Below are 24,827 nucleotides of genomic sequence, written 5' to 3' on the forward strand. Positions count from 1 at the left end.
GTCAAGCGGTCGCGGGCTCGAGGGTGGGGAGCCGGTCGAGGGCGTCGACCAGGGGCGCGAGCTCGGGCACGTCCGCGGCGGAGCGCAGCGCCTCCTCCAGCACCCGGTGGTGGGTGGGTCGCGCCTCGTCGAGCAGCTTCGACCCGGCGGCCGTCAGCTCGGTGTAGATGCCCCGGCGGTCGTCGGCGCACAGGATCCGGGTGATGAGGCCGCGGTCCTCGAGCCGGTTGACCAGCCGGGTGGCGGCGCTGCTGGATAGCGCCGCGGCCCGCGCGAGCTGGGTCATGCGCAGGTGCCAGCCGTCCTGCCGGGAGAGGGCGTCGAGCACGGTGAACTCCACGACGGACAGTCCGAAACCGGTGGACAGCTCGCGCTCGAGGGCGGCCTCGATGAGCCCGTGCAGGGCGGCCAGCGTCCGCCACCCCTGGGCGCGGACCTCGACGGCGTCATCGGCGATTCCCATGGGTCCATCATACCGCGCTTTTGCAATAACCCGCGTGTGCAACTAACTTGGTGCTCACGCCGGTAGTTGCACACGCGGCATACCGGCGCAGGAAAGGCAATGCACGACCACACCCAGCGAAGGAACCTGCTCATGCCCATCGCCCTGCTCGCCCTGGCCCTCGGTGGCTTCGGCATCGGACTCACCGAGTTCGTGATCGCCGGCCTCCTCCCGGAGGTGGCCGCCGACTTCGCCGTCGACGAGGCCACCGCCGGCTGGCTCATCTCCGGCTACGCGCTCTCGGTCGCGGTCGGCGCCATCGGCCTGACCGCTGCCGTCACCCGCTTCAACCGCAAGCACGTGCTGACCGCGCTGATGGTGCTGTTCATCGCCGGCAACCTCGTCTCGGCTCTCGCCGGCAGCTACGAGGTCATGCTGCTCGGGCGCATCCTCGCGGCCCTGACGCACGGCGCGTTCTTCGGCATCGGTGCCGTCGTGGCCGCCGGGTTGGTCGCGCCGGAGAAGAAGGCGGGCGCGATCGCCATGATGTTCGCCGGCCTCACCACTGCGAACGTCCTCGGCGTCCCGCTCGGCACCTTGCTCGGCCAGCAGCTCGGCTGGCGCTCGACGTTCTGGGCGATCACCGTGATCGGCGTCGTCGCCCTCGTGGGCATGGCCACGCTGGTGCCGTCGCAGCCGGTCGCCGCCGGTGAGCCCGGCCTGCGCTCGGAGCTCGGTGCGTTCCGGTCCGGGCAGGTCTGGCTGTCGTTGCTCGTGACCGTGCTCGGTTTCGGCGGCATGTTCGGGGCCTTCACCTACATCGCCTACACGCTCACCGAGGTCAGCGGCTTCGCCTCCTCGACCGTGCCGTGGCTGCTCGTGCTGTTCGGGGTCGGGCTCTTCGCCGGCAACTGGGTGGGAGGTCGTGCCGCCGACCGGTCCGTGCCGGTCACCCTCACGGTCGTGCTCACCGCGCTCGCCGTGGTCATGGGCGTGTTCGCCCTGACCGCCTCCTCACCGGTGGCCTCCGTGGTCAGCCTGGTGCTGATGGGCGCCTTCGGGTTCGCCACCGTGCCCGGCCTGCAGATGCGGATCATGACGTACGCCGGCTCGGCGCCGACCCTGGCCAGCGGCGCCAACATCGCGGCCTTCAACGTGGGCAACGCCGCCGGCGCGTGGCTGGGCGGCCTCACCATCACTGCCGGCCTCGGCTACGCCTCGACCCTGTGGGACGGCGCAGGGCTGAGCCTGGGTGCCCTGCTGGTCCTCGTGGGTGCAGAGCAGGCGGCGCGGCGCTCGCGGCGACGGGCCGTGGCCCCCGCACAGGAGGGCGCCGATCAGGAGCCGTGCACGGTCGCGAGCAGCGCGGCGTAGCGGTCCCGGACGTCGTCACCCTCGCCGCGTCCGGACGGGGAGAAGGTGTCCTCGATGGTCACCGTCCACGGCGGCGGGGTGTCGTCACCGGACAGCACCCACGCCGCCTGGCGGGCCGCCCCGATGCCGACGTACTCACCGGGTGCCGGGACCGCGACGGGCACGCCGAACAGGGCCGGTGCAACGGCTCGTACGGCGCGCGAAGCGGAGGCGCCCCCGATGAGCAGCACGCGCGAGACCGGTATGCCGAGCCCACGCAGGTCGTCCACCCCGGCAGCGAGGTTGGCGAGCATCCCCTCGACGGCCGCACGGGCGAGGTTCTCGGGGGTGGCGTTCGCCCGGGTCAGCCCGCCGAGCGTGCCGGTGGCCTCGGGCAGGTTGGGGGTGCGCTCGCCGTCGAGGTAGGGCAGCAGGGTCAGCCCCTGCGCCCCCGGCGGTGCGGCGAGGGCCAGCCGGTCGAGCCCGGCGAGGTCGGTGCCGACCATCGCGGCGGCGGCCGTGAGGACCCTGGCGGCGTTGAGGGTGCACATTAGGGGCAGGTGGCCGCCGGTCGCGCTGGCGAAGCCGGCCACGTCGCCGCTGGAGTCCTTGACGGGGTGGGGGTGGTCGGCGAACACCGCCCCGCTGGTCCCGAGCGACACCACGACGTCACCGGGTCCCAGGCCCAGGCCGAGGGCTGCGCCCATGTTGTCGCCGGTGCCCGGTCCCACGACCAGCCCTGCGGCGGTCCGCCCCGCGGCCTCGCGGGGTCCGAGGACGGCAGGGGTGTCCACGGCGCGGCCGAAGGCGAGCTCCAGCAGCTCGGGGACGTAGTCGCCGGTCTCCGCGGAGAAGTAGCCAGTGCCCGACGCGTCACCGCGGTCAGTCGTCCACCGCTCGAATCCGTTGCCCTGCTGGAGGATCCGACCCGTCAGCCAGTCGTGGGGCAGGGTGACCGAGGCGACCCTGGCGGCGTTCTCGGGCTCGTGCTGCGCGAGCCACCGGAGCTTCGTGACGGTGAAGCTGGGGACGAGGGACAGGCCGGTGCGACTGACCCACTCCTGTGCTCCTCCCAGCTCGTCGGTGAGGTCGCGGGCGGCCTGGGCCGAGCGGGTGTCGTTCCACAGCAACGCATCTCGTACCACCTCGCCCGACTCGTCGAGGGCACACATGCCGTGCTGCTGGCCGCCTACCGCGATGGCCGCGACGCCGTCGAGGAGGTCGTCCGCGGTCGCCGTGAGGAAGGCCTCCCACCAGCGGTCGGGGTGGACCTGGGTCCCCTCGGGGTGGGGTGCACGGCCCGTGCGGACCACCTCCCCGGTCATGGCGTCGCAGATCACCACCTTGGTCGACTGGGTCGAGGAGTCGACCCCGGCGACGAGGGTGCGCGCGCGGTCAGCCACGGGTGCCCCCGGAGCCCGGGCCGGGGCGCGGGTCGATGACCGACTTGATGGCACCGGCCGTGTCCCGGGCCGCGGTGAGTGCCGCCGCGGTCTCCTCGAGCCTGAACCGCCCGGTGACCAGCCGGTCGAGGTCGACCTGGCCCGAGGCGGCGAGGGCCACGGCCGTCGGCCAGGTGCCGGCGTAGCGGAAGGTCCCGGTGACGACGAGCTCCCTCTCCTGGATGGTCGACAGCGGCAGCGTGATCTCGTCGCCGCCCATCCCCACCAGTACTGCTCGTCCGGCGGGGGCGAGCGCGCGGATGCCCTCGGCGGTGGCACCCGGGTGCCCCGAGCACTCGAGGAGGACCTCGGGAGCCGGCCCCGCGGAGTACGCGTCGGCGACCGACCGGGAGCCCGAGGGGATCGTGCGCGTCGCGCCGAGCTCGGTCGCGACCGCGAGGCGGTCGGGGTTCAGGTCGGCGACGACGACCTCGCTGGCGCCGCAGGCGCGGGCGACCTGCACGCACACCAGGCCGATAGGCCCGGCTCCGGTGACGAGCACCCGCGCACCTGGCCCGACCCCGCCCTTGCGGCAGGCCCACACCCCCACGGACAGGGGTTCGAGCAGGGCGGCGGCCTCGTCGCTGACGCTGTCGGGCACCGGGTGGGCGAAGGCGTGGTGGATCGACACGAGCTCGGCCAGCGACCCGTCGACCGGCGGGGTCGCGTGGAACACCATGTCGGGACACAGGTTGTAGCGGCCGGCGAGGCACTGCTCGCACGCGCGGCACGGCACCCCGGGCTCGAGGGAGACGCGCTGGCCGACCCGCGCCGGATCGACGTCCGCGCCGACGGCCTCGACGACCCCTGACGTCTCGTGGCCGAGGACGAGCGGCGACTCCACCACGAACCTGCCGATCCGGCCGTGGTCGAAGTAGTGGGTGTCGGAGCCGCAGACACCCACGGCGTGGACGCGCACCAGGACCTCGTCGGCGGCGGGCACCGGCTCGGTGCGTTGCACCACCTCGACCTCGCCGGGGCGGTTGAGGACGGCAGCGCGCATCAGGTGGTCTCCCTCGTCGTGGTCTGAGCCGGTCGGTGGCCTCGGGCCGGCTCGGAGGTGCTCAGGCCGGCCGCGCGTCGTCGGCGGCCCGCGCCTCCAGCGTTGCCCGCGCACCGTGCTCGTGCAAGTGCTCGAGCGCGGCCGTGTACGCCGCTGCGAAGCGGTCGTCGTCGGCGAGGTCGCCGAAGAGGTCGCGGTCGCGGATGAACGCCAGGGGGTCCTCGCGTTGTCGGGCGGCGGCGGCCATGACGCGGTCCTTGAGCCGGTCCACGACCTCGATCGGCTCGCCCCGTTCGTCGCGGCCCTCGGCGTACCTCGCCCAGGAGGCGACCACGAGGGCGGACCGGTCGATCTCGCCGCCGTCGCGCAGGTTGGCGCGGATCACCGGCACGAGCCACTTCGGTATGCGGTCGGAGGACTCCGCGCACAGCCGGGCGAGCGTGTCGCGCACCTCGGGGTTGGCGAACCGGGCGACGAGCTCGTGGCGGTAGGCGTCGAGGTCGACGCCGGGCACCGGCGGCAGGGTCGGGCTGCCCTCGCGCTCCATGTAGGAGAGCAGGAAGTCCGCGAACAGCGGGTCCTGGCAGACCTCGTGGGCATAGCGGTAGCCGGCGAGGTGCCCGAGGTAGCAGAGGGCCTGGTGGCTGGCGTTGAGCAGGCGCAGCTTCATCAGCTCGTAGGGCACGACGTCGTCGACGACCTGCACTCCCACGTCCTCGAAGGGCGGCCTGCCCTGGCCGAACCGGTCCTCCAGCACCCACTGGGTGAAGGGCTCGCACACGACGGGCCAGCCGTCGTCGACGCCGAACTCGTCACGCAGCCGCTCGATGTCCTCGGGCGAGGTGACCGGGGTGATCCGGTCGACCATGCAGTTGGGGAACGCGACCTCCTGCTCCATCCAGTCGGCCAGCGTCGGGTCCTCGAGCCGTGCGAAGGCGCAGATCATCCGCCTGGCCACGTCACCGTTGTCGGGCAGGTTGTCGCAGCTCATCACCGTGAACGGCTCGCGTCCCTCGGCGCGGCGGCGCGCGAGGGCGGCGGTGATGAAGCCGAAGACGGTCGTCGGCGCCTGGCCGCCGGTGAGGTCCGCAGCGAGGTCGGCCTGGATCGAGGGGTCCTCGGCGTCGAACTCGCCCGTCACCTGGTTGACGAGGTAGCCGCCCTCGGTGATGGTCAGCGAGACGATGCGGGTGCGTTCGTCGACGAGCCGGTCGACGACGGCCTGCGGGTCGTCCGGGGCGAACAGGAGCTCGACGATGCTGCCGACGACGCGCGGCTCGAGGTGGCCGTCGGGGTGCTTGACGACCAGCGTGTAGAGCCCGTCCTGCGCGCGGAGGGTCTCGATGATGCGGCGGTCGTGGGGTAGGGCGCCCACACCGCACAGGCCCCACTCCAGGGCGTCGCCCCCGTTCATCAGGGCGTCCAGGTACATCGCCTCGTGGGCGCGGTGGAAGCCGCCCACCCCGAAGTGGACGATCCCCGCGGTGACCTCCGAGCGGTCGTACGCCGGGCGGCCCACCCGCGGGTCGAGCTGGGCGATGCTCTTGTCGGACAGGGGGATCGGGGTCGGCCCCATTACTTGACGGCTCCCATCGACAGGCCCTGGACGAGCTTGTCCTGGGCGGCGAACCCGGCGGCGAGCACGGGCAGTGACACGACGAACGATGCCGCACAGACCTTGGCGAGGAACAGGCCCTGGCTCGTCACGAAGCCGGTGAGGAACACCGGCGCGGTCCCCGCCACCGTGCTGGTGAGCACCCGGGCCAGCAGCAGCTCGTTCCAGCTGAAGATGAAGCAGATCAGGGCGGCCGAGGCGATGCCCGGCATGACGACCGGCGCGACGATGTCCTTCAGCGTCCGGGGCAGGGAGGCGCCGTCGACCGAGGCCGCCTCCAGCATCTCCACCGGCACCTCGGCGAGGAACGAGCGCAGCATCCAGATGGCGATCGGCAGGTTCATCGAGGTGTAGAGCAGGATGAGCCACCAGATGTTGTCGAGCAGTCCCACCTTCTGGGCGAAGAGGTAGAGCGGCAGGATGCCGGCGACCACGGGCAGCATCTTGGTCGACAGGAAGAAGAACAGGACGTCGGTCCACTTCTTCACCGGCCGGATCGACAGCGCGTAGGCCGCGGGGAACGCCAGCAGCAGCACGAGCGCGGTGGACAGGACGCTGGCCGTGAGCGAGTTGAGCAGCGGCGGCCAGGGCCCTGCATCGAAGAACGACCTGTACCCGTCGAGGGAGAGCGGTGCGAACACGTCGGGCGGGTTCTTCGCCGCGTCGTTCTCGTTGTGGAAGGAGGTGAGGACCATCCAGAGCACGGGCAGGGCGAAGAGGATGCCGATGACCCAGGCGGCGGCGGACAGCAGCACACCGCTGCGAGGAGGCCGGGCGTGCCGGACCTCCTGCTCGGAGGTCGTGCCGCTGGAGGTGGTGGCGCTCATCGTGACTCCTCCTTGAACAGGCTGAACGCGGTGCGCAGGGCGGCGGTCGCGATGAGGATCGTGCCGATGACGACGACCACGCCGGCTGCCGACGCCCGGCCGTAGTCCTGGGCGGTGTAGAAGGTCTGGTAGATGAAGTAGGGCAGGTTGGCCGTGCCCAGTCCGCCGCTGGTGATCGTGAAGACGTGGTCGAAGTTCTGGACCACGTAGATGGCGCCGAGCAGCGCCGACAGCTCGATGTACTGGCGCAGGTGGGGCAGCGTCATGTTGGTGAAGATCTGCCACCCGCTGGCGCCGTCGATCCGTGCCGCCTCGACGACGTCCAGCGGCCGGCTCTGCAGGCCCGCGAGCAGGATCAACATCATGAACGGCGTCCACTGCCACACCAGGGCGGCCACGATGGCGGCCAGCGGGGTGTTGGTGATCCAGTCGGGCTGCGGGGCGTTGTCGCCGAACACCCCCTTGAGCAGGCCGTTGAAGAGCCCGTACTCCGGGTTGTAGAGCGCGTGCTTCCACAGCAGTGCCGCGGCGACCGGCACGATGAGGAACGGCGTGATCATCATGGTGCGCACGACTCCCCGCCCGCGGAACTTCCGGTCCAGGAGCAGGGCGATCCCGAGGCCGAGCAGCAGGCTGACGATGACGACCGAGAGCGTGAGCACGATCGTCACGACGACCGCCTGTCGCGTGTTGGTGTCGGTGAAGACCCGGGCGAAGTTGTCGAACCCGGCGAAGCCGCGCTCGTCCGGGTAGTACGCGTTCCAGTTCATGAACGAGATGACCAGCGTGGCCACGAAGGGCAGCTGCGTCATGAGGATCACGAAGATGAGTGCGGGCAGCAGGGGTGCCCGGCGGGCCCAGTCGCCCGAGCGCTTCAGCGCCCTGCTCGGCCCGGCGTCGCCGACCTGGTCGGTCCTCGGCCTCGTCGCGGTGCTCGACGACATCACTGCCCCCTCGACTGGTAGCGCTCGGCGACGTCCTCGGCGAGCTGTTGGCCCTTGTCGAGGGCCTCGTTGACGGTGGTCTTGCCGGCGATGGCCGAGCTCACGTCCTGGCTGACCTGGGTGCCGAGGTCCGGGAACTCGGGGATGTCGACGAACTGGATGCCGATGGCCGGCCGCGGCTGCACGCCCGGGTTCTCGGGGTCGGCCGCCTCGATGGCGGCCCTGGTCGGCTCGGCGAAGGCGGAGGCGACCTTGAGGTAGTCGGCGTTCTCGTAGGTGGAGGCGCGCTTGCCGGCCGGCACCTTGGTCCAGCCGAGCTTGGAGCCCACGAGCTGCTCGTACTGCTTGCCGCTGGCCCACGAGATGAACTTCCAGGCGTTGTCCTTCTTGGTGCTCGCCTGCTGGATGGACCACGACCAGGCGTAGAGCCAACCGGAGCTGTCGGTCTTCACCACGGGCGCGGGGGCGTAGCCGAACTTCCCCTTGGTCGGCGAGTCCTGCGCCTCGAGCGAACCGGCTGCCGACGTCGCGTCGTACCACATGGCGACCTTGCCCTGGACGAGGTTGTTGAGGCACTCGGTGAAGCCGGCCTGCGGCGCGCCCTTCTCGCCGTGCGCCCGCACCAGGTCGACGTAGAACTGCACGGCCGACCTGAACTCCGGCGCGTTGACGCCCGGCTTCCAGTCCTTGGTGAACCAGGTCCCGCCGAAGGTGTTGACCACCGTGGTGAGGGGGGCGAACAGCTGGCCCCACCCGGGCTGCCCGCGCAGGCAGATGCCCTTCATCCCGGGCTCGGCGCCGTCGACCTTGGCCGCGATGTCGGCCACCTGCTGCCAGGTCGGCTTCGCCGGCATGGTGACGCCCTTCTTGGCGAGGACGTCCTTGCGGTACATGAGGAAGGAGGATTCGCCGTAGAACGGCTCCCCGTAGATCTTGCCGTTGCTGGACAGCGAGGTCGTCATCGGCTTGAGGATGTCGGCCTGGTCGAAGGCGGTGTCCTTGGCGAGATAGGGGTCGAGCGGGGCGATCCACTTGGCCTTGGCGTAGATCGGGATCTCGAAGTTACTCAGCGAGGCGACGTCGTACTGGCCTGCCTGGCTGGAGAACTCCTGGCTGATCTTGTCGCGGACGTCGTTCTCGGGCAGCACGGTGAAGTTGACCCGGATGCCCGTCTGCTTGGTGAAGTTGTCGGCCGTGAGCTTCTGGAGGTCGACCATCTGCGGGTTGTTGACCATCAGCACGTTGATGCTGTCGGCACCTCCGCCACCGGCCCCGCCGCCGCCCCACCCGGCGCACGCCGAGAGGCCGAGGGCCAGCCCTGTTGCCGAGGCGACCAGCGCCACCCTGGGGTTTCGACTGTGCACGCGTCCTCCTCCGTCGCCGTTGACGGCTCCTGGTTGACCGGCGCTCATATGAGCGAAACAATGCGCAAACGAGTACGTTGAGTAAATCGGCGCTCCATGTCGCCTGTCAACGGCGAGAAGGCGCGAACCGGACGGAAGGGGCGGTGACGTGGTCGACGACGGACCGGCCGAGCTCGTGCTCCTCGCCGCCGTCGCGCGCCGCCACTACCTGCACCAGCAGTCCAAGGTGGAGATCGCCGACGAGCTCGGCATCAGCCGCTTCAAGGTGGCCCGGCTGCTGGAGTCCGCGCGCGACCGGGGCCTCGTGCGCATCGAGATCGTCCGCCAGGGGTCGCTCGACGTGGACGCGTCGGCGCGGCTTCAGGAGCGGTTCGGGCTGACCCACGCGGTGGTGGTCCACACCGCCGATGCCGACCCGGTCGCCGTGCGGCAGCAGCTGGGCAGGGCCGCGGCCGAGCTGCTCTCGGAGGTGCTCACCGAGGACGACGTGCTCGGGCTCCCGTGGTCGCGCAACGTCCATGCGATGGTCAGTGCGCTGACCTCGCTGCCCCGGGTCGAGGTGGTCCAGCTGACCGGTGCGATCGCCCTCCCCGACTTCGACAGCAGTGCGGTGGACATCGTGCGGCGCGCCGCCCGGCTCGGCGGCGGGAGCGCCCGCGTCTTCTACGCGCCGTTCGTCCTCGACACCCGGGCCAGCGCCGATGCCCTGCGCCGCCAGCCGGCCGTCGCCGAGGGCCTGGCGCGCGCCTCGGCCGTCACCAAGGCGGTCGTCGGGATCGGCCACTGGAGCCCGGGCGGCTCGACGATCCACGACCTGCTCGACCCCGAGGAGCAGGTCGACCTCGCGAACCGCGGCGTCGTGGGCGAGCTCGCCGGCGTGTTCTTCGACGCCAACGGAAAACCGTTGCGTCCCAAGGTCGCCGGGCGTCTGGTGACCATCGACGCCGAGTCCCTCCGCGTCATACCCGAGGTCGTCGCCGTGGCGTCGGGGGCGCCCAAGGGACCGGCCGTCCGGGCAGCCCTCGAGGGTCACCTCGTCCAGGGCCTGGTCGTCGACCAGGAGCTCGCCGAGGCGCTGCTCGCGGACTGACCGGCGGGGGCCCTCGCACTGGTCCCGGCACCTCTGGTCGCACTCTGCGACACGCCCGGACCCTTGCGCTGCCGCGGGGACCTCTGGCATGGTCGAGGTCGTTTGTAAGCGCTTTCAACGAGGAAGGCAGCCAAATGGCCACCACATCGGGACCCCCGACGAGACACCCCACGGGAGCGACGATCTATTCCGTCGCCGAGCGTGCCGGTGTCTCGATCGCCTCGGTGTCCCGGGTGCTCCAGGGCTCGCAGGCGGTGTCGGAGAAGACCCGCACGCGCGTGCTGCAGGCCGCCGAGGAGCTGCGCTACGTGCCCCTGGCCGCGGCGCGCAGCCTGGCCGTCCGGCAGCACGAGGCGCACGGCCTCGTCCTCCCCGAGCTCTCCGGTCCCTACTACTCCGAGCTGCTCATGGGTTTCGAGTCGCGGGCCGCTGAGCTCGGCCAGAGCGTCGTCCTCATGCTCGCCCAGGGCAAGCAGGACGTGCCCCGGGCGGTACGCAGGCTGGCGACGCGCGTCGACGGCATCGCGATGCTCGGCTCCTCGGCCATCCCCGACGAGACCGTGACGGCGCTCGGCGGGTCCAAGCCCGTCGTGCTCATCGCCGGCGACGAGACTCCGGCCGCCGACACCGTCCGGGCCGAGAACTCGTCCAGCGCCCGTGAGGTCACGGCCCACGTGATCGACCACGGCCGCACCCGCCTGCTCTTCGCCGGCGACCCCTCCGCGGGCCCCGACATCCGCGACCGCTACGCCGGCTTCGTCGCCGCCCACGAGGAGGCCGGCCGGAAGGCGCTGCCCCCGGTGCCCGTGGCGCTGCGTGAGGACGACGGCACCGCGCTGGCCGACCGGCTCCTCTCGGGCGAGCTCGACGCCGACGCCCTGGTGTGCGCCAACGACGAGCTCGCCCTCGCCGTCATGGTGCGGCTGCGCGAGGGCGGCCTGGTCGTCCCCGACGACGTCGCCGTCGTGGGCTGGGACGACGTGATGACCGCCCGCTACGTCGTGCCCGGCCTCACCACCGTCCGCCAGCCGGTGCGCGAGCTCGGCGCCAGGGCGGCCGACCTGCTCCACGAGCGCATCACCGGCTCGGCGGTGCCCCGCAGCGCGCAGGTCATCCCCACCCACCTGGTCATCAGGTCCTCCTGCGGGTGTGCACCGGCGCCCCCGACCCTCCCCGCACCCAGGGCGCGCCCGCGCCGTACCCAACCCGACTCTCCCTCCCCCCGCACCCGACGAAAGAGAGAAACCCGATGAGACGCACCCCCGTCGTCGCGGTGGCCACCCTGGCCGCCGCAGCCCTCACGCTGACCGCCTGCGGTCGTGACAGCGGCGCCGCCGCCGACACCGCGACCGCCAAGGACATCAGCGCAGGCAAGGCAACCGGCACCATCACGGTGTGGGCCATGGGCGCCGAGGGAGAGAAGCTTCCCGCCCTGGCCAAGGACTTCGAGGCTGCCAACCCGGGCGCCAAGGTCAACGTCACGGCGATCCCGTGGGATGCCGCACACGACAAGTTCACCACCGCCATCACCGCGGGCAAGACGCCCGACGCGGCCATGGTCGGCACCACGTGGATGGGCGAGTTCGCCGGTCTCGACGCGCTCGACCCCACGCCCAAGTCGATCGACGCCTCCCAGTTCTTCGGCGGCGCGCAGAAGACCACCGAGGTCGACGGCAAGTCCTTCGGGGTCCCGTGGTACGTCGAGACGCGGCTCATCTACTACCGCAGCGACCTCGCGAAGAAGGCCGGCATCACCGAGGCCCCCAAGTCCTGGGAGGACCTCAAGGCGATGGCCAAGGCCATGCAGGACAAGGCCGGCGCCAAGTGGGGGATCGGCCTGCAGGCCGGCGGCACCGGCTCCTGGCAGAGCCTGATGCCGTTCGCGTGGTCCAACGGCGCCGACCTCACCAAGGACGGCGGCAAGGCGTACAACTTCGACACCCCCGAGATCAAGGAGGCCGTCGACTACTACAAGAGCTTCTTCACCGACGGCATCGCCGACAAGGCCGCTCCGGCCACCCCGACGACCGAGCCCGACTTCGTCAGCGGCAAGGTGCCGATGTTCATCTCCGGCCCGTGGGAGATGTCCGCGGTCGAGAAGCTCGGCGGCGCCGGCTTCAAGGACAAGTACGACGTCGCCCCCATGCCCGTGAAGAAGACCTCCTCGTCCTTCGTCGGCGGCTCGGACTTCGTCGTGTTCAAGAGCTCCAAGCAGCGCGACACCGCCTGGAAGTTCGTCCAGTTCCTCTCCGACCCCAAGACGCAGGCCAAGTGGTACCAGCAGTCCACCGACCTGCCGTCGGTGCAGTCGGCCTGGCAGGACTCCTCGATCAGCTCCGACAAGAAGCTCGCGACCTTCGGTGAGCAGCTCAAGACCGCGCAGGCCCCGCCGTCGTTCGCGACCTGGGAGCAGGTCGTGGCCCAGCTCGACAGCCAGCTCGAGAAGGTCACCAAGCAGGGCGCCGACTCCTCGGCCGCACTGAAGTCGGTCCAGCAGCAGGCCGAGTCCATCGGGACCGGCAAGTAGTCATGGCCGCCACCACCGAGGTCACCTCTCGCGGGGAAGCCGACCAGCCCGGTCGGCTCCCCCGCGGGGGGACCGCGAAGTCGCGTGGGGGCGCGCTCCGGGAGGGTGGGGCCGCCTGGGTCCTGGCCCTGCCCTTCTGCCTGCTGTTCCTCACGTTCACGGTGTGGCCGGTCATCCAGTCCCTGTTCATGAGCTTCACCGACACGCGGGCCCGGGACCTGCGGACCCCGTTCGCGGTCAACATCGTCGGCCTCGACAACTTCACCAAGGCCCTCTCGGACCCGCTGTTCCTCAAGGCCGCCGGCAACACCGCGTACTTCGTCCTCGTCGGGGTGCCCCTCACCCTCACCATGGCACTCGCGGCAGCGGTCGTGCTCGACCGCGGCATCACGAGGTTCCGGGCCGTCTTCCGGCTCGGGTTCTACCTCCCGGTCATCACCTCGATCGTCGCCGTCGCCGTCGTCTGGCGGTTCCTCCTCCAGCAGGACAACGGGTTGATCAACACCGCGCTCGGCTGGGTGGGCATCAACGGCCCCAACTGGCTGGGCGACTCGCACTGGTCCATGCCGGCGCTGATCCTCATGGCGTCCTGGCGCAACTTCGGCACCGCCATGATCATCTTCCTGGCCGGCCTCCAGGCCGTGCCGTGGATGCTCCACGAGGCCGCTGCCATCGACGGGGCCGGCACGTGGAAACGGTTCCGCCACATCACGCTGCCCATGCTGCGGCCGACGATCCTGTTCGTCTCGGTCACCACGGGCATCGGCTACCTGCAGTTCTTCGAGGAGCCCTACGTCCTCACCGACGGCGGCCCGCTGAGCAGCACCATCTCGATGTCGATGTACACCTACAAGCAGTTCGGCTTCGGCAACTACGGGTACGCGGCGTCGCTCAGCTACCTCATCTTCGTCGTCATCGCGGTCGTGACCGCCATCCAGTTCCGGCTGCTGCGCGAGAAGGGCTGAGCACCATGACCACGTCCACGGACAAGCTCGTCGCCAGCGAGGCGACGATGGCCGGATCGAAGCGGTCGAACCGCTGGTGGCTCTACCTGCTGCTGACGTTCGCGCTGGTGTGCGTCATCGCGCCCTTCGTGTGGATGGTGCTCGGCAGCTTCAAGAGCGAGGGCGAGCTCCGCCAGTCGCCGCCCACCTGGTGGCCGCACTCCGCGTCCCTCGACAACTACAGCAAGCTGTTCTCGGGCCTGGACTTCGGCAGCTACTTCACCAACTCCATCGTCGTGGCGGTCTGCGTCACGGCAGGGAACCTGCTGTTCTGCTCGATGCTCGGGTACGCGCTGGCCATGCTCGAGTTCCGGGGCAAGCGCGCGCTGTTCACCATCGTCATGGCGACGCTGATGATCCCGGGGGTCGTCACCTTCGTGCCGCTGTTCGTCCTGGTGGCCAACGCCGGGCTGATCAACAGCCTCCCCGGCCTCATCCTCCCCTTCCTCGTGAGCCCGTTCGGCGTCTTCCTCATGCGCCAGTTCATCTCCGGGCTCCCACACGACCTGCTCGACGCGGGCCGGGTGGACGGCGCCGGCGAGCTGCGCATCTTCGCGCGGATCATCCTGCCCCTGTGCGGGCCCGCCCTCGCGACGCTGGGGATCCTCACCTTCCTCGGCAGCTGGAACAACTTCCTCTGGCCGCTCGTCGTGGCCCAGTCCGAGAAGAGCTACACCCTCCCCGTCGCCCTGGCGCTCTACTCCAAGGGCCAGAACAGCACCAACTACGGCTTGCTGCTCGCCGGCTCCACCGTCGTCGTCATCCCCGTCCTCGCCGTGTTCCTCGCCTTCCAGCGCAAGTTCATCGAAGGCATCGCGACCACCGGCATCAAGTGACCGTCCCCACGAACGGAGCTCCACCCATGGCACAGCTTCACGTCCCCACCCGCCGCCAGCTGCTCGTCGGCACCAGTGCTGCCGCAGTGGTCGGCCTCACCGCCGGCCGCGCCGGCGCCACCACGCCGAGTGGCCTGACCACGACGGGCGCCCCGGCGTTCGTCCGCGGGACCGACACCTCCGCCGGTGCCCAGCAGGACCGGGTACGCCGCTGGGCCAAGGACACGTGGCACAGCCTCGTGGCGATGACCGACCCCCGGACCGGCCTGCCGGCCGACAACATCGGTGAGGGCCTCGCGGCAGATGACCGCTCCGGCTACACCTCGCCGACCAACATCGGTGGCTACCTGTGGTCGGCCGTCGTGGCACGCGACCTCGGCCTCATCTCCCGCGGCGAGTGCACCAGGCGACTGCTGCAGACCCTGCGGACCCTGTCGCGCATGGAGCACCACGAGCCGAGCGGCATGTACTACAACTGGTACGACGAGGCGACGGGGGAGAAGCTCACCTCCTGGCCCGGCACCGGCGACAGGGTGTACCCGTTCCTGTCCAGCGTCGACAACGGGTGGCTCGGTGCCGCCCTCCGCGTCGTGATGTCGGCCGACCGCGGCGCGGCACCCCTGGCCACCCGGCTGTTCGGGCGCATGCGCTGGGACATGTTCTGGGACAAGGACACCGCGCACCCGGGTGTCCGGCCCGGTGGCCTCATCCACGGTGGGTTCTACGACGCACCGCCCCCGCCCGGGTTCTCCGGCTACACCGGCAACCACATCGGCTCCGGGCCCGACGTCTGGTACACCAACCACCACTACGACACCACGGTCTCCGAGACGCGGATCACGAGCTACCTCGGCATCCTCACCGGCCAGATCCCGGGCCAGCAGTACTTCGCGATGTGGCGCACCTTCCCCGAGACCTGCGACTGGGCCTGGCCCGAGATGCAGCCCGTCGGGGAGCACCGCACCTACCTCGGCCTGGACGTCTACGAGGGCGCCTACACCTACCGCGGCATGCACATCGTCCCCGGCTGGGGCGGCAGCATGTTCGAGGAGCTCATGCCGGACGTGTTCGTCCCCGAGTCGAGCTGGGCCCCGCGCAGCTGGGGGCTCAACCACCCGCTGCACGTCCGTGCCCAGCGCGAGCACGGGCTCATCGAGGCCGGGTACAGCTACTGGGGTTTCTCGCCCTCGAGCGACCCGTTCGCGAACTACCGCGAGTACGGCGTCGACCAGCTCGGCATGAACCCCGACGGCTACTTCTCCGACAAGGAGAAGACCAACGTCGACGCCGGGTTCGGCGACTGCCGCGAGGGCACCAACCCCACCCCGACGTTCGGGGACGGCGTCGTCACCCCCCACGCGTCGTTCCTCGCCATGATGCACGAGCCCACCGAGGCGTTCGCCAACCTCGCGAAGATCGAGGACGAGCTCGGCGCCTACGGCGACGGGGGCTTCTTCGACGCCGTCGCCGTGCGGTCGGGTACGGTCGCGCGTCGCTACCTGTCCCTCGACCAGGCCATGGTCATGGGCGCGGTCGGCAACGTCCTGGCGGACAACGTGGTCCGTCGCGCGTTCAGCACGCGCGAGGTCGAGCGCCGGCTGCGACCGGTCATCGGTATCGAGGAGTTCGGCGCGGGCCGCGCCTGACCCGAGGCCACCACCCGTCGGCGCCACCGGCCGACGCACCACTGACGGCACCACTGACGGCACCACCTCTGCCGACACCCGACCGAGAGGAACCGATGCAGCCCGAACGCCAGACCTCACCCGAGGGAGTCGCCTACCGCGACCTCAACGGCAACGGCCGGATGGACCCCTTCGAGGACCCCCGGCTCAGCGTGGAGGAGCGGGTCGAGGACCTCCTCGGCCGCCTCTCGCTCGAGGAGAAGGCCGGGCTGATGTTCCACACGGTGATCGAGGCCGGGACCGACGGCTCGGTGCTCGAGGAGCCCGGGGCGATCAGCAAGTCGCCGACGAGCGAGGTGGTGCTCACCAAGCACCTCACGCACTTCAACGTCCACGCGCTCGAGGACGCGCGGATGGCGGCGCGGTGGCACAACGCCCTGCAGGCCCTCGCCGAGCAGACGCCGCACGGCATCCCCGTGACCGTCTCCACCGACCCGCGCCACGCGTTCATCGAGAACGCCGGGGTGTCCTTCACGGCCAAGGCGTTCTCGCAGTGGCCCGAGCCGCTGGGGCTGGCTGCGCTACGGGACGTCGACGCGGTGCGCGAGTTCGGCGACATCGCCCGTCAGGAGTACCGCGCGGTCGGTATCCGCGCTGCCCTGCACCCGACGCTCGACCTCGCGACCGAGCCGCGCTGGGCGCGCCAGGCCGGGACGTTCGGGCAGGACCCCGACCTCGTGACCGAGCTGGGGGTCGCCTACCTCAAGGGCTTCCAGGGCGAGGAGCTGGGCCCGGACAGCATCGCCTGCACGAGCAAGCACTTCCCGGGCGGCGGCCCGCAGAAGGACGGCGAGGACGCGCACTTCCCCTACGGGCGCGAGCAGGTCTACCCGGGCGGACGCTTCGCCGACCACCTCAAGCCGTTCCCACCCATGATCGAGGCCGGGACCGCCGGGATCATGCCCTACTACGGCATGCCCGTCGGGCTCGAGGTCGACGGCGAGAAGATCGAGGAGGTGGGCTTCGGCTACAACCGGCAGATCGTCACCGGCCTGCTGCGCGAGAAGCTCGGCTACGACGGGGTCGTCGTCACCGACTGGGAGCTGGTCAACGACAACCACGTCGGCGACCAGGTGCTGCCGGCCCGCGCCTGGGGTGTCGAGCACCTCGACCCGCACGGGCGGATGGAGCTGATCCTGCACGCCGGAGCCGACCAGTTCGGTGGCGAGGAGTGCGTCGAGGTCCTCCTCGACCTCGTCAAGGAGGGGCGCGTCACCGAGGAGCGCATCGACGAGTCGGCCCGTCGCCTGCTCGCGGTGAAGTTCCGGCTCGGACTGTTCGACGACCCGTACGTCGACGAGGACCTCGCTGCCACCACGGTGGGACGCGCGGACTTCCGCGACGCGGGGTACGCCGCGCAGGCCCGCTCCGTGACCGTGCTCCAGGACGGCGCCGACGGCCTGCCCTCCGTCCTGCCGCTGGCCCGCGGCCGCCGCGTCTACGCGGAGAACGTCTCGGACGAGGCCGTCGCCGCGGTGGGCACGCGGGTGGCGACCCCCGAGGAGGCGGACATCGCCCTCGTGCGGCTCATGGCACCGTTCGAGCCGCGCTCGGACCTGTTCCTCGAGTCGTGGTTCCACCAGGGGTCGCTCGACTTCCCGCCCGGGCTCGTCTCGCGGCTGGCCCGGGTCGCCGACCGGTGCCCCCTGGTCGTCGACGTCGTCCTCGACCGCCCGGCAGTGCTCACCCCGCTGCTGTCGTTCGCCACCGCGGTGGTCGGCAGCTACGGCACGTCCGACGCCGCCCTGCTCGACGCCCTCACCGGCACCATCCCCCCGGAGGGCCGGCTGCCGTTCGACCTGCCCCGCTCCATGGAGGACGTGCGGCGCAAGGGCGAGGACGTCCCGGGGTTCGCCGACCCCCTGTTCGCCTTCGGCCACGGGCTCGCCCTGCGCGACCCCTCCTGAGGCCACCGCGCCCCGACCTGTCGTCCCCCCGCCGCAGCGTCGGGGTGCGGTGCCTCCGAAGGTCGGGTCTACCCAAGGCAGGTCCCCGACCCTTATGTTTAAGACGTGAACCCATCGACCGCGGCGCCGGGCTCGCAGGCCTCCCTGCGTGAAGCCAACCGCCTCCGGGTCGTCGAGGCGCTGCGCGACCAGGGCGCGATGACCCAGGTGGAGATCGCGGGTTTCACCGGGCTGAGCCCGGCCACGGTGTCCAACCTGGTCAAGGACCTCGACGCCGCCGGCGCGGTCGAGCTCGAGCCCAGCATCCGCAACGGGCGTCGAGCCGTCCTGGTCTCGCTCGCGACGGGCAACACGCTGCTGGCGGGCATCGCCTTCGGCGACCGTGACGTGCGCGTGGCCATCGGCACCGGCCCCCGCGACATCATCGGGCGCCAGCGCATGCCGCTGCCGGCCGACCACGCCGCCGACGAGGGGATGGAGCGTGCGGTGCGCCTGTTGCTCGACCTCGTCGAGAAGGCGGGCAAGACGATGGGCGACGTGCGGGCGGTCGGCGTCGGCATCCCCGCGCCGGTCGACCGGGTGTCGGGACAGGTGGGCAGCGAGAGCATCCTCCCGGGGTGGCGCGGAGTGGCGGTCGGGCACGAGATGGCAGGCCGGCTCCAGGCGCCCGTCGACGTCGACAACACGTCCAACCTCGCGGCGCTCGGCGAGCTGAGGTGCGGTGTGCTGCAAGGGGTCCAGCACGGCGTCTACATCAAGCTGTCGCACGGCGTGGGCGCCGGGCTGATCCTCGACGGCGACATCTTCCGCGGTGCTGCCGGCACCGCCGGCGAGATCGGCCACCTGACCATCGACGAGAACGGCCCGGTGTGCCGGTGCGGCAACCGCGGCTGCCTGGAGACCTACATCGGGTCGCGCGGCCTGCTCGAGTCGCTCGCGGCCTCGCACGGCCCGCTCAGCCTGCGCGACGTGATCCACCGCGCCCTCGCAGGGGACGCCGGCTGCCGCCGCGTGCTCGAGGACGCGGGCCGGCACCTCGGGGTGGCGGTCGCGGGCGTGGTCAACCTGGTCAACCCGGAGGTCGTCGTGCTCGGTGGCCAGCTCTCCAAGGTGGGCTCGATCATCACCACGCCGATGCGCGCCTCGCTCGAGCGCTGCGCCATCCCGAGTGCTGCGGCGTCGCTCGAGGTCCGCATGGGAGAGCTCGACACGGACGCCGACGTCATCGGTGCGCTGGTCTCGGCCGGAGCCCTCCTGCCGGCCAACGAAGGTGTCCTGGCCACCGCCGGGATCACGTCTTGAATTCAACTCTTGACGTCAATGGGGTGACGGCGCTTAACTCGACCCAAGCCCGCACCACCGTGGATGCCGGTGTCTGACCAAGGGAGTTCAGCAATGCCCACCCGATCCATTCGTCTCACCGGGGCCGCTCTCGTGGCTGGCCTCGGCATCGCGACCCTCGCCGCCTGTGGCGGCAGCGGCTCCTCCTCCGACAGCAGCTCGTCCTCCGGCGGCGGTGGCGGCAGCGCCAAGAAGATCGCGCTCCTCCTGCCCGAGTCCAAGACGACCCGCTACGAGACCTTCGACCGGCCGCTGTTCCAGGCCGCCGTCAAGAAGGACTGCGCCTCCTGCACGATCATCTACAGCAACGCCGACCAGGACGCCAGCAAGCAGCAGCAGCAGGCCGAGGCCGCGCTGACCCAGGGCGCCAACGTCCTCGTCCTCGACCCGGTCGACGGCAAGGCCGCCGCGGCGATCGCCGCCAGCGCCAAGAGCCAGGGCGTCCCGGTCATCGCCTACGACCGCTTCATCGCCGGTGTCGACTACTACGTCTCCTTCGACAACGAGACCGTCGGCAAGATCCAGGCCCAGACCCTGGTCGACATCATCAAGAAGGGCGGCAAGACCTCGGGCGACATCGTCATGATCAACGGCTCGCCCACCGACCCCAACGCCGCCAGCTTCAAGAAGGGCGCGCACAGCGTCATCGACTCCAGCGGCTTCAAGGTCGCGGCCGAGTACGACACCCCGGACTGGAGCCCCGACAAGGCGCAGGCCTGGATGGAGGGCCAGATCTCGGCCGTCAAGGGCAACCTCGTCGGCGTCTACGCCGCCAACGACGGCACCGGTGGCGGCGCCATCGCCGCCCTCAAGGCCGGCGGCGTCAAGCCCCTGCCGCCCGTCACCGGCCAGGACTCCGAGCTCGCCGCGATCCAGCGGATCCTCGCGGGCGACCAGGCGATGACCATCTACAAGCCCGTCCCGCCGGAGGCCGAGGCCGCCGCCAAGGCCGCCATCGCCCTCGCCAACAAGCAGAAGCCTGCGTCGACCAAGGACGTCGAGGGTGTGCCGTCGACGATCCTCGACCCGATCGCGGTCACCAAGGACACCGTCAAGGACACCATCGTCAAGGACAACGTCTACAAGGTCGCCGACATCTGCGCCGGCTCTTTCGCTGCGGCGTGCACCGCGGCAGGCTTGAGCTGACCCGCCTCCCGTGGGTGGGGCGTGCCGCTGCGGCCGTCCCACCCACGGGCTCACTGCGTATCCCGCCGTCCCGCCACCGCAGCGGGCGGCGGGGCCGCACCGCGACCGCCCCACCGCGTCGTCGCCGCCCCACCCGAACCACCTGAAGGACTGACATGACCGCGACCCTCTCGCCGGCGACGACAGCCGTCCTGTCGCTGTCCGGCGTCTCGAAGCGCTTCGGCGCCGTGCAGGCGCTCAAGGACATCGACTTCGACGTCCACGCCGGGGAGGTCGTCGCCCTCGTGGGTGACAACGGCGCGGGCAAGTCCACGCTCGTCAAGACCATCGCCGGCGTCTACATGCCCGACGAGGGGTCGATGACCTTCGACGGCCGCCCGGCCTCGGTCTCGAGCCCGGCAGAGGCGCAGGAGCTCGGGATCGCCACCGTGTTCCAGGACCTCGCCCTCTGCGACAACCTCGACGTGGTGGCCAACCTCTTCCTCGGCCGGGAGCTCTACACCGGCCGGGCGCTGGACGAGGTCACGATGGAGCAGGAGTCCTGGCGGCTGCTGCGCCAGCTCAGCGCCAAGATCCCCTCGGTCCGCATCCCCGTCGCCAGCCTCTCCGGCGGGCAGCGCCAGACCGTGGCGATCGCCCGCTCGCTGCTCGGCGAGCCCAAGGTCGTGATGCTCGACGAGCCGACGGCAGCGCTCGGCGTGGCCCAGACCGCCGAGGTGCTCAACCTCGTCGAGCGGCTGCGCGAGAACGGCCTCGGCGTCATCCTCATCAGCCACAACATGTCCGACGTCATGGCCGTCGCCGACCGCGTCAACGTGCTGCGGCTCGGGCGCAACAACGGTGTCTTCACCGTCAGCCAGACCAGCAGCCAGGAGATCATCGCCGCCATCACCGGGGCGACGACCAACGCCGTCTCGCAACGGGCCGCCCGCCGCGAGTCGCAGGAGGAGCAGTCATGAGCGCGTCCACGCCGACCCCCGAGGCGCAGGCCCCGGCCGACGCCACCGCGGCGCTGCCCGCCGACCTGCAGGACGAGCGCCTCATCGCCTCCCAGGGGATCGGCGGCTTCGTGCGCGTCTTCCTCTCCCGGCTGCGCAGCGGCGACCTCGGTTCGCTGCCTGTCGTCGTCGGCCTCATCGTCATCTGGGGCGCGTTCCAGATGCAGAACAGCGCCTTCCTCTCCAGCCGCAACCTGGTCAACCTGACCCAGCAGAGCGCCGCCACCGGCACCATCGCCCTCGGCATCGTGCTCGTGCTGCTGCTCGGCGAGATCGACCTCTCCGTCGGGTCGATCAGCGGCCTGTCCGCGGCCATCCTCGCCGTCGGGTTCGTCGGCCACGGCTGGTCGCTGCCGCTGGCGATCCTCGCGGCGATCGCCTCGGGTGCGGTCATCGGCGCCGTCTACGGGCTGCTCTACACCCGCTTCGGCGTCCCCAGCTTCGTCATCACCCTGGCCGGCCTGCTCGGCTTCCTCGGACTCCAGCTCAAGGTGCTGGGCCAGGAGGGGTCGATCAACATCCCGTTCGACTCCGGCCTGGTGAAGTTCGCCCAGGCGAGCTTCCTGTCCGACGTGGCCGCCTACGTGGTCGTGGTCGCCGCGGTCGCGGTGTACGCCGCCACCCGGCTGCGCTCCAACCAGCGCCGCGCGGCTGCCGGGCTCTCCACGACACCGGTCGTCACCCTGGCGGTGCGCGCGGCCGCGCTGCTCCTGCTCCTGGCGATCCCGGTCTACATCCTCAACCGTGACCGCGGCGTCTCCTACATGTTCCTGCTGTTCGTAGCCCTCGTCGTGGTGTTCGACTTCGTCATCCGGCGCACCCGTTGGGGCCGTTCGGTCCTCGCCATCGGCGGCAACGTCGAGGCCGCCCGCCGGGCCGGCATCAACGTGCGCGCGGTCTACGTCTCGGTGTTCGTGTTCTGCTCGTCGCTGGCCGCCCTCGGTGGCCTGCTCGCCGCGGGGCGCCTCGCCGCGGCCAACCAGAGCAGCGGCGGCGGTGACGTCAACCTCAACGCCATCGCCGCGGCGGTCATCGGTGGCACCAGCCTCTTCGGCGGCCGCGGCACGGCGTACTCCGCCCTGCTCGGGATCCTCGTGATCCAGTCGATCTCCAACGGCCTCAGCCTGGTCAACCTCGGGTCGCCCGAGCGCTACATGATCACCGGCGGCGTCCTGCTGCTCGCGGTCATCATCGACTCCCTGTCGCGCCGGAGCCGGGCCTCGCACGGTCGCGCCTGACCCCGCGGACGAGTGCGGCGCCACACCCCCGGGGTGTGGCGCCGCACTCGTGCGTCAGCGGGTCGTCGCCGACTGCCTCGCATGCTGGGCCTGACGTGCCGACCAGGCACGGTCCGCCGCGTCGATGCTGGCCCGGCTCGACAGGTCGACCCCGGCCCGTGCCGCTGCCGCCTTCACCCGCGGCGAGGTGAGGTCGGGTGCCCGGAACTCCTTCGGGGTGATCGCCGAGTCGGCCGCGGCGTACCGGCGCTGCTGCGCGGCCAGGCGGTCCGCGCCCTGCGACGCCAGCCGGAGCGTGGACGCGGTGGCCTTGAAGGCGCTGCCCGTCAACGGCGTGCTGACGGTCGGGGCGTAGCCGTCGCGGTGGCCCGCGACGTTGGGGTGGTAGCTCTCGGTGATCGGGTTCGAGAGGCCGTTGAGCCACTCGGTGCTGTCGCACACCGCGTGGCCGACGAACCGGTTGGTCGGGTTGGCGAAGCTGAACCCGCGCGCCGACGCCTGCGCCGAGGTCTTGCTGTTGAGCAGGTCGGCCATCGCATTGAGGCGGGTCTCCTCGGCGGGGGAGAACCACGTGAACGCGTTGCAGTCCTCGCCCATGAAGATGCGCGGGTACCCGACCACGACGACCTTGGCGTTGGGGGCCTTGGCCCGGATCGACGCGTACAACGTGGACAGCCGGCCGGGCAGGACGTTGTTGACGATGTACTGCGCGTCGTCGATGGCCCCGTTGCAGTCGCTGGCCCAGCCGGGCTGGGCGCACTCGGTGAGGACGTCGGCGAAGCCGGCGTCGTTGCCGCCGACGGAGATGCTCACCTGGGTCGTGGACGCCGAGAGCGCGCTGAGCTGGGTGTTGGTCACGTCGGCGACGGTCGCGCCCGAGCAGGCGCGGAAGTTGAGGGTCAGGCCCTTGCTCGCCGCGATGAGCGAGGGGTACGCGTACACCGACCGCTGGCACGACGTCCCGTCGTTGATGTAGGAGCGCGTCCCCGTCCCCGAGGAGTACGAGTCGCCTAGTGCCACATACGATCCCGCGGCATGTGCGGGTAGTGCTGAAAACGTGAGCACGGTCGCGGCCCCCAGTGCCGTGATCGCGCCGAACGTCCGGGTCATCGCCATTGACATCTCCCTGCGGTTCGGTGTGACGGTGGTCGCACAGTAGGACCGGGCGCAGGGGTGTGGCGGTCAGGGGACGAACCCTTGCCAACTTCTTACCGCGCCATGACCGGTGCCGTCTCAGGGCCTCGCCGCTGACACACTGGCCGCATGTGGCGTGAGGTGCTGGTCGCGGTCGTCGCAGGGCTCGTCGCCACCTGGCTCGCGGTGGTCGTGGCACTGCTCGTCGTGCGGCCCCGTGGCTCGCTGCTCAAGGAGTCGGTGCGGCTGCTCCCAGACCTCCTGCGGCTGCTGCGCGACCTCGCCACCGACCGCAGCCAGCCCCGCGGCGTACGCGTCCGCCTCGGGCTGCTCATCGGCTACCTCGCGCTGCCGTTCGACCTCGTCCCGGACTTCCTGCCGGTGGTCGGCTACGCGGACGACGTCGTGGTCGTGGTCTGGACGTTGCGGTCGGTGGCCCGGAGGGTGGGGCTGGAGGAGCTGCGCCGGCACTGGCGCGGGAGCGACGACGGCTTCGAGGCGCTGCGCCGCGTCGCCGGCCTCGGTGGCTAGGGGCGTCGCCCGCGCAGGAAGTAGGCCAGGGGGACCGCGCCGGCGGAGTTGACGAGGACGATCGCCGTCGCCCACGCCGCCTTGCTCCCGCGCACCTGGCTCGCCGGCCTGCGGGCCAGGTCGACGAGCGCGGCCACCTTCACGGCGCCCTCGAGCGCCGCCATGACCGTGACCACCCGGCGGGTGCGGGGGCTGAGGTCCGACCACTTCCTTGCCATGCCCCGATTGTGCACCCGCGGTGCGCTGCGTGGGCAGCCCTCGTCCGGGGTGGTCGCCGTGCGGTGGCGCTGCGCTGACCTGCGGAAACGAGGTCTGCACCGGTGGCGCCGTCCCGGGATGTGGCATAGGAAGGACAAAGCGGTGCGACCAGGCCCCGCCATCCGAGACAGAGGGAGCAGAG

Annotated in this window: 22 protein-coding genes; 13 read left to right on the forward strand and 9 right to left on the reverse strand. The window is 71.0% G+C overall.

Features of this window, described 5'->3' with window-relative positions; translation table 11 throughout:
* Position 1: 1 nt before the first annotated feature.
* Positions 2–463 carry a MarR family winged helix-turn-helix transcriptional regulator gene (locus tag ABEA42_RS09305; protein WP_345502728.1) on the reverse strand — a complete coding sequence of 154 codons (462 nt, stop codon included), beginning with the start codon at positions 461–463 and terminating at the stop codon, positions 2–4.
* A 132-nt stretch (positions 464–595) separates the two neighbouring features.
* Here ABEA42_RS09305 and ABEA42_RS09310 point away from each other — a divergent pair, with 132 nt between their 5' ends.
* Positions 596–1,816 (forward strand): MFS transporter, encoded by a 1,221-nt coding sequence (locus tag ABEA42_RS09310; protein WP_345503031.1) that lies wholly within the window; start codon positions 596–598, stop codon positions 1,814–1,816.
* Here ABEA42_RS09310 and ABEA42_RS09315 read toward each other — a convergent pair.
* The 6 genes from ABEA42_RS09315 to ABEA42_RS09340 form a co-directional block, all read right to left on the reverse strand.
* The gene (locus ABEA42_RS09315; protein WP_345502730.1) at positions 1,780–3,198 is read right to left on the reverse strand and encodes a xylulokinase; all 1,419 of its coding nucleotides are present in this window, start codon (positions 3,196–3,198) and stop codon (positions 1,780–1,782) included. The genes ABEA42_RS09310 and ABEA42_RS09315 overlap by 37 nt on opposite strands.
* Complete coding sequence (locus tag ABEA42_RS09320) at positions 3,191–4,240, reverse strand: NAD(P)-dependent alcohol dehydrogenase (RefSeq protein WP_345502732.1); 1,050 nt, start codon at positions 4,238–4,240, stop codon at positions 3,191–3,193. The genes ABEA42_RS09315 and ABEA42_RS09320 overlap by 8 nt, the downstream gene beginning before the upstream one ends.
* Before the next feature lie 61 nt (positions 4,241–4,301).
* Positions 4,302–5,816 (reverse strand): mannitol dehydrogenase family protein, encoded by a 1,515-nt coding sequence (locus ABEA42_RS09325; RefSeq protein ID WP_345502734.1) that lies wholly within the window; start codon positions 5,814–5,816, stop codon positions 4,302–4,304.
* The gene (locus tag ABEA42_RS09330; RefSeq protein WP_345502735.1) at positions 5,816–6,682 is read right to left on the reverse strand and encodes a carbohydrate ABC transporter permease; all 867 of its coding nucleotides are present in this window, start codon (positions 6,680–6,682) and stop codon (positions 5,816–5,818) included. Before ABEA42_RS09330 ends, ABEA42_RS09325 begins: the two co-directional genes overlap by 1 nt.
* Complete coding sequence (locus ABEA42_RS09335) at positions 6,679–7,626, reverse strand: carbohydrate ABC transporter permease (RefSeq protein ID WP_345502736.1); 948 nt, start codon at positions 7,624–7,626, stop codon at positions 6,679–6,681. The genes ABEA42_RS09330 and ABEA42_RS09335 overlap by 4 nt, the downstream gene beginning before the upstream one ends.
* The gene (locus ABEA42_RS09340; protein WP_345502737.1) at positions 7,626–8,990 is read right to left on the reverse strand and encodes an ABC transporter substrate-binding protein; all 1,365 of its coding nucleotides are present in this window, start codon (positions 8,988–8,990) and stop codon (positions 7,626–7,628) included. Before ABEA42_RS09340 ends, ABEA42_RS09335 begins: the two co-directional genes overlap by 1 nt.
* A 148-nt stretch (positions 8,991–9,138) precedes the next feature.
* Here ABEA42_RS09340 and ABEA42_RS09345 point away from each other — a divergent pair, with 148 nt between their 5' ends.
* From ABEA42_RS09345 to ABEA42_RS09395, 11 genes are all read left to right on the forward strand, one after another.
* Positions 9,139–10,080 carry a sugar-binding transcriptional regulator gene (locus ABEA42_RS09345; RefSeq protein WP_345502738.1) on the forward strand — a complete coding sequence of 314 codons (942 nt, stop codon included), beginning with the start codon at positions 9,139–9,141 and terminating at the stop codon, positions 10,078–10,080.
* 134 nt (positions 10,081–10,214) lie between these two features.
* Positions 10,215–11,333: a LacI family DNA-binding transcriptional regulator gene (locus tag ABEA42_RS09350; protein ID WP_345502739.1), complete on the forward strand. Its 1,119-nt coding sequence runs from the start codon at positions 10,215–10,217 to the stop codon at positions 11,331–11,333.
* Positions 11,330–12,607: a sugar ABC transporter substrate-binding protein gene (locus tag ABEA42_RS09355; RefSeq protein ID WP_345502740.1), complete on the forward strand. Its 1,278-nt coding sequence runs from the start codon at positions 11,330–11,332 to the stop codon at positions 12,605–12,607. The genes ABEA42_RS09350 and ABEA42_RS09355 overlap by 4 nt, the downstream gene beginning before the upstream one ends.
* A gap of 2 nt (positions 12,608–12,609) precedes the next feature.
* Positions 12,610–13,572, forward strand: a complete 963-nt coding sequence (locus ABEA42_RS09360) for a carbohydrate ABC transporter permease (protein ID WP_345502741.1) — start codon at positions 12,610–12,612, stop codon at positions 13,570–13,572.
* Between the two features lie 5 nt (positions 13,573–13,577).
* Positions 13,578–14,447 (forward strand): carbohydrate ABC transporter permease, encoded by an 870-nt coding sequence (locus tag ABEA42_RS09365; protein WP_425572038.1) that lies wholly within the window; start codon positions 13,578–13,580, stop codon positions 14,445–14,447.
* Positions 14,448–14,473: 26 nt separating this feature from the next.
* On the forward strand, positions 14,474–16,093 hold the full coding sequence (locus tag ABEA42_RS09370; protein ID WP_345502742.1) for a glucoamylase family protein: 1,620 nt from the start codon (positions 14,474–14,476) through the stop codon (positions 16,091–16,093).
* Positions 16,094–16,188: 95 nt separating this feature from the next.
* Positions 16,189–18,039, forward strand: coding sequence for a glycoside hydrolase family 3 protein (locus ABEA42_RS09375; RefSeq protein ID WP_345502743.1), 1,851 nt, complete (start codon positions 16,189–16,191; stop codon positions 18,037–18,039).
* A 105-nt stretch (positions 18,040–18,144) separates the two neighbouring features.
* Entirely contained in the window at positions 18,145–19,341 is a 1,197-nt protein-coding gene (locus ABEA42_RS09380) for an ROK family transcriptional regulator (protein ID WP_345502745.1), read from the forward strand.
* Between the two features lie 93 nt (positions 19,342–19,434).
* The gene (locus tag ABEA42_RS09385; RefSeq protein WP_345502747.1) at positions 19,435–20,526 is read left to right on the forward strand and encodes an ABC transporter substrate-binding protein; all 1,092 of its coding nucleotides are present in this window, start codon (positions 19,435–19,437) and stop codon (positions 20,524–20,526) included.
* Positions 20,527–20,681: 155 nt separating this feature from the next.
* Entirely contained in the window at positions 20,682–21,485 is an 804-nt protein-coding gene (locus ABEA42_RS09390; RefSeq protein ID WP_345502749.1) for an ATP-binding cassette domain-containing protein, read from the forward strand.
* On the forward strand, positions 21,482–22,762 hold the full coding sequence (locus tag ABEA42_RS09395; RefSeq protein ID WP_345502751.1) for a sugar ABC transporter permease: 1,281 nt from the start codon (positions 21,482–21,484) through the stop codon (positions 22,760–22,762). The genes ABEA42_RS09390 and ABEA42_RS09395 overlap by 4 nt, the downstream gene beginning before the upstream one ends.
* Before the next feature lie 54 nt (positions 22,763–22,816).
* Here the strand turns inward: ABEA42_RS09395 and ABEA42_RS09400 are convergent, their stop codons facing one another.
* Positions 22,817–23,782, reverse strand: coding sequence for an SGNH/GDSL hydrolase family protein (locus ABEA42_RS09400; RefSeq protein ID WP_345502753.1), 966 nt, complete (start codon positions 23,780–23,782; stop codon positions 22,817–22,819).
* Positions 23,783–24,025: 243 nt separating this feature from the next.
* On the opposite strand from ABEA42_RS09400, the gene ABEA42_RS09405 reads away from it, so the two are divergent.
* Positions 24,026–24,427 (forward strand): YkvA family protein, encoded by a 402-nt coding sequence (locus tag ABEA42_RS09405; RefSeq protein WP_345502755.1) that lies wholly within the window; start codon positions 24,026–24,028, stop codon positions 24,425–24,427.
* Here the strand turns inward: ABEA42_RS09405 and ABEA42_RS09410 are convergent.
* A complete protein-coding gene (locus ABEA42_RS09410) occupies positions 24,424–24,645 on the reverse strand; it encodes a hypothetical protein (protein ID WP_345502756.1) in 222 nt (73 codons plus the stop codon). The genes ABEA42_RS09405 and ABEA42_RS09410 overlap by 4 nt on opposite strands.
* Positions 24,646–24,827: the final 182 nt, after the last annotated feature.

The sequence above is a fragment of the Pedococcus ginsenosidimutans genome, assembly GCF_039544395.1.
Lineage (GTDB): Bacteria > Actinomycetota > Actinomycetes > Actinomycetales > Dermatophilaceae > Pedococcus > Pedococcus ginsenosidimutans.

Excerpts from the sequence above, each read along its gene's own strand:
- ABEA42_RS09305 (WP_345502728.1), bottom strand. The coding sequence starts at position 463 with ATGGGAATCGCCGATGACGCCGTCGAGGTCCGCGCCCAGGGGTGGCGG.
- ABEA42_RS09310 (WP_345503031.1), top strand. The coding sequence starts at position 596 with ATGCCCATCGCCCTGCTCGCCCTGGCCCTCGGTGGCTTCGGCATCGGA.
- ABEA42_RS09320 (WP_345502732.1), bottom strand. The coding sequence starts at position 4,240 with ATGCGCGCTGCCGTCCTCAACCGCCCCGGCGAGGTCGAGGTGGTGCAA.
- ABEA42_RS09325 (WP_345502734.1), bottom strand. The coding sequence starts at position 5,816 with ATGGGGCCGACCCCGATCCCCCTGTCCGACAAGAGCATCGCCCAGCTC.
- ABEA42_RS09330 (WP_345502735.1), bottom strand. The coding sequence starts at position 6,682 with ATGAGCGCCACCACCTCCAGCGGCACGACCTCCGAGCAGGAGGTCCGG.
- ABEA42_RS09335 (WP_345502736.1), bottom strand. The coding sequence starts at position 7,626 with ATGTCGTCGAGCACCGCGACGAGGCCGAGGACCGACCAGGTCGGCGAC.
- ABEA42_RS09350 (WP_345502739.1), top strand. The coding sequence starts at position 10,215 with ATGGCCACCACATCGGGACCCCCGACGAGACACCCCACGGGAGCGACG.
- ABEA42_RS09355 (WP_345502740.1), top strand. The coding sequence starts at position 11,330 with ATGAGACGCACCCCCGTCGTCGCGGTGGCCACCCTGGCCGCCGCAGCC.
- ABEA42_RS09360 (WP_345502741.1), top strand. The coding sequence starts at position 12,610 with ATGGCCGCCACCACCGAGGTCACCTCTCGCGGGGAAGCCGACCAGCCC.
- ABEA42_RS09365 (WP_425572038.1), top strand. The coding sequence starts at position 13,578 with ATGACCACGTCCACGGACAAGCTCGTCGCCAGCGAGGCGACGATGGCC.
- ABEA42_RS09370 (WP_345502742.1), top strand. The coding sequence starts at position 14,474 with ATGGCACAGCTTCACGTCCCCACCCGCCGCCAGCTGCTCGTCGGCACC.
- ABEA42_RS09375 (WP_345502743.1), top strand. The coding sequence starts at position 16,189 with ATGCAGCCCGAACGCCAGACCTCACCCGAGGGAGTCGCCTACCGCGAC.
- ABEA42_RS09385 (WP_345502747.1), top strand. The coding sequence starts at position 19,435 with ATGCCCACCCGATCCATTCGTCTCACCGGGGCCGCTCTCGTGGCTGGC.
- ABEA42_RS09390 (WP_345502749.1), top strand. The coding sequence starts at position 20,682 with ATGACCGCGACCCTCTCGCCGGCGACGACAGCCGTCCTGTCGCTGTCC.
- ABEA42_RS09395 (WP_345502751.1), top strand. The coding sequence starts at position 21,482 with ATGAGCGCGTCCACGCCGACCCCCGAGGCGCAGGCCCCGGCCGACGCC.
- ABEA42_RS09405 (WP_345502755.1), top strand. The coding sequence starts at position 24,026 with ATGTGGCGTGAGGTGCTGGTCGCGGTCGTCGCAGGGCTCGTCGCCACC.
- ABEA42_RS09410 (WP_345502756.1), bottom strand. The coding sequence starts at position 24,645 with ATGGCAAGGAAGTGGTCGGACCTCAGCCCCCGCACCCGCCGGGTGGTC.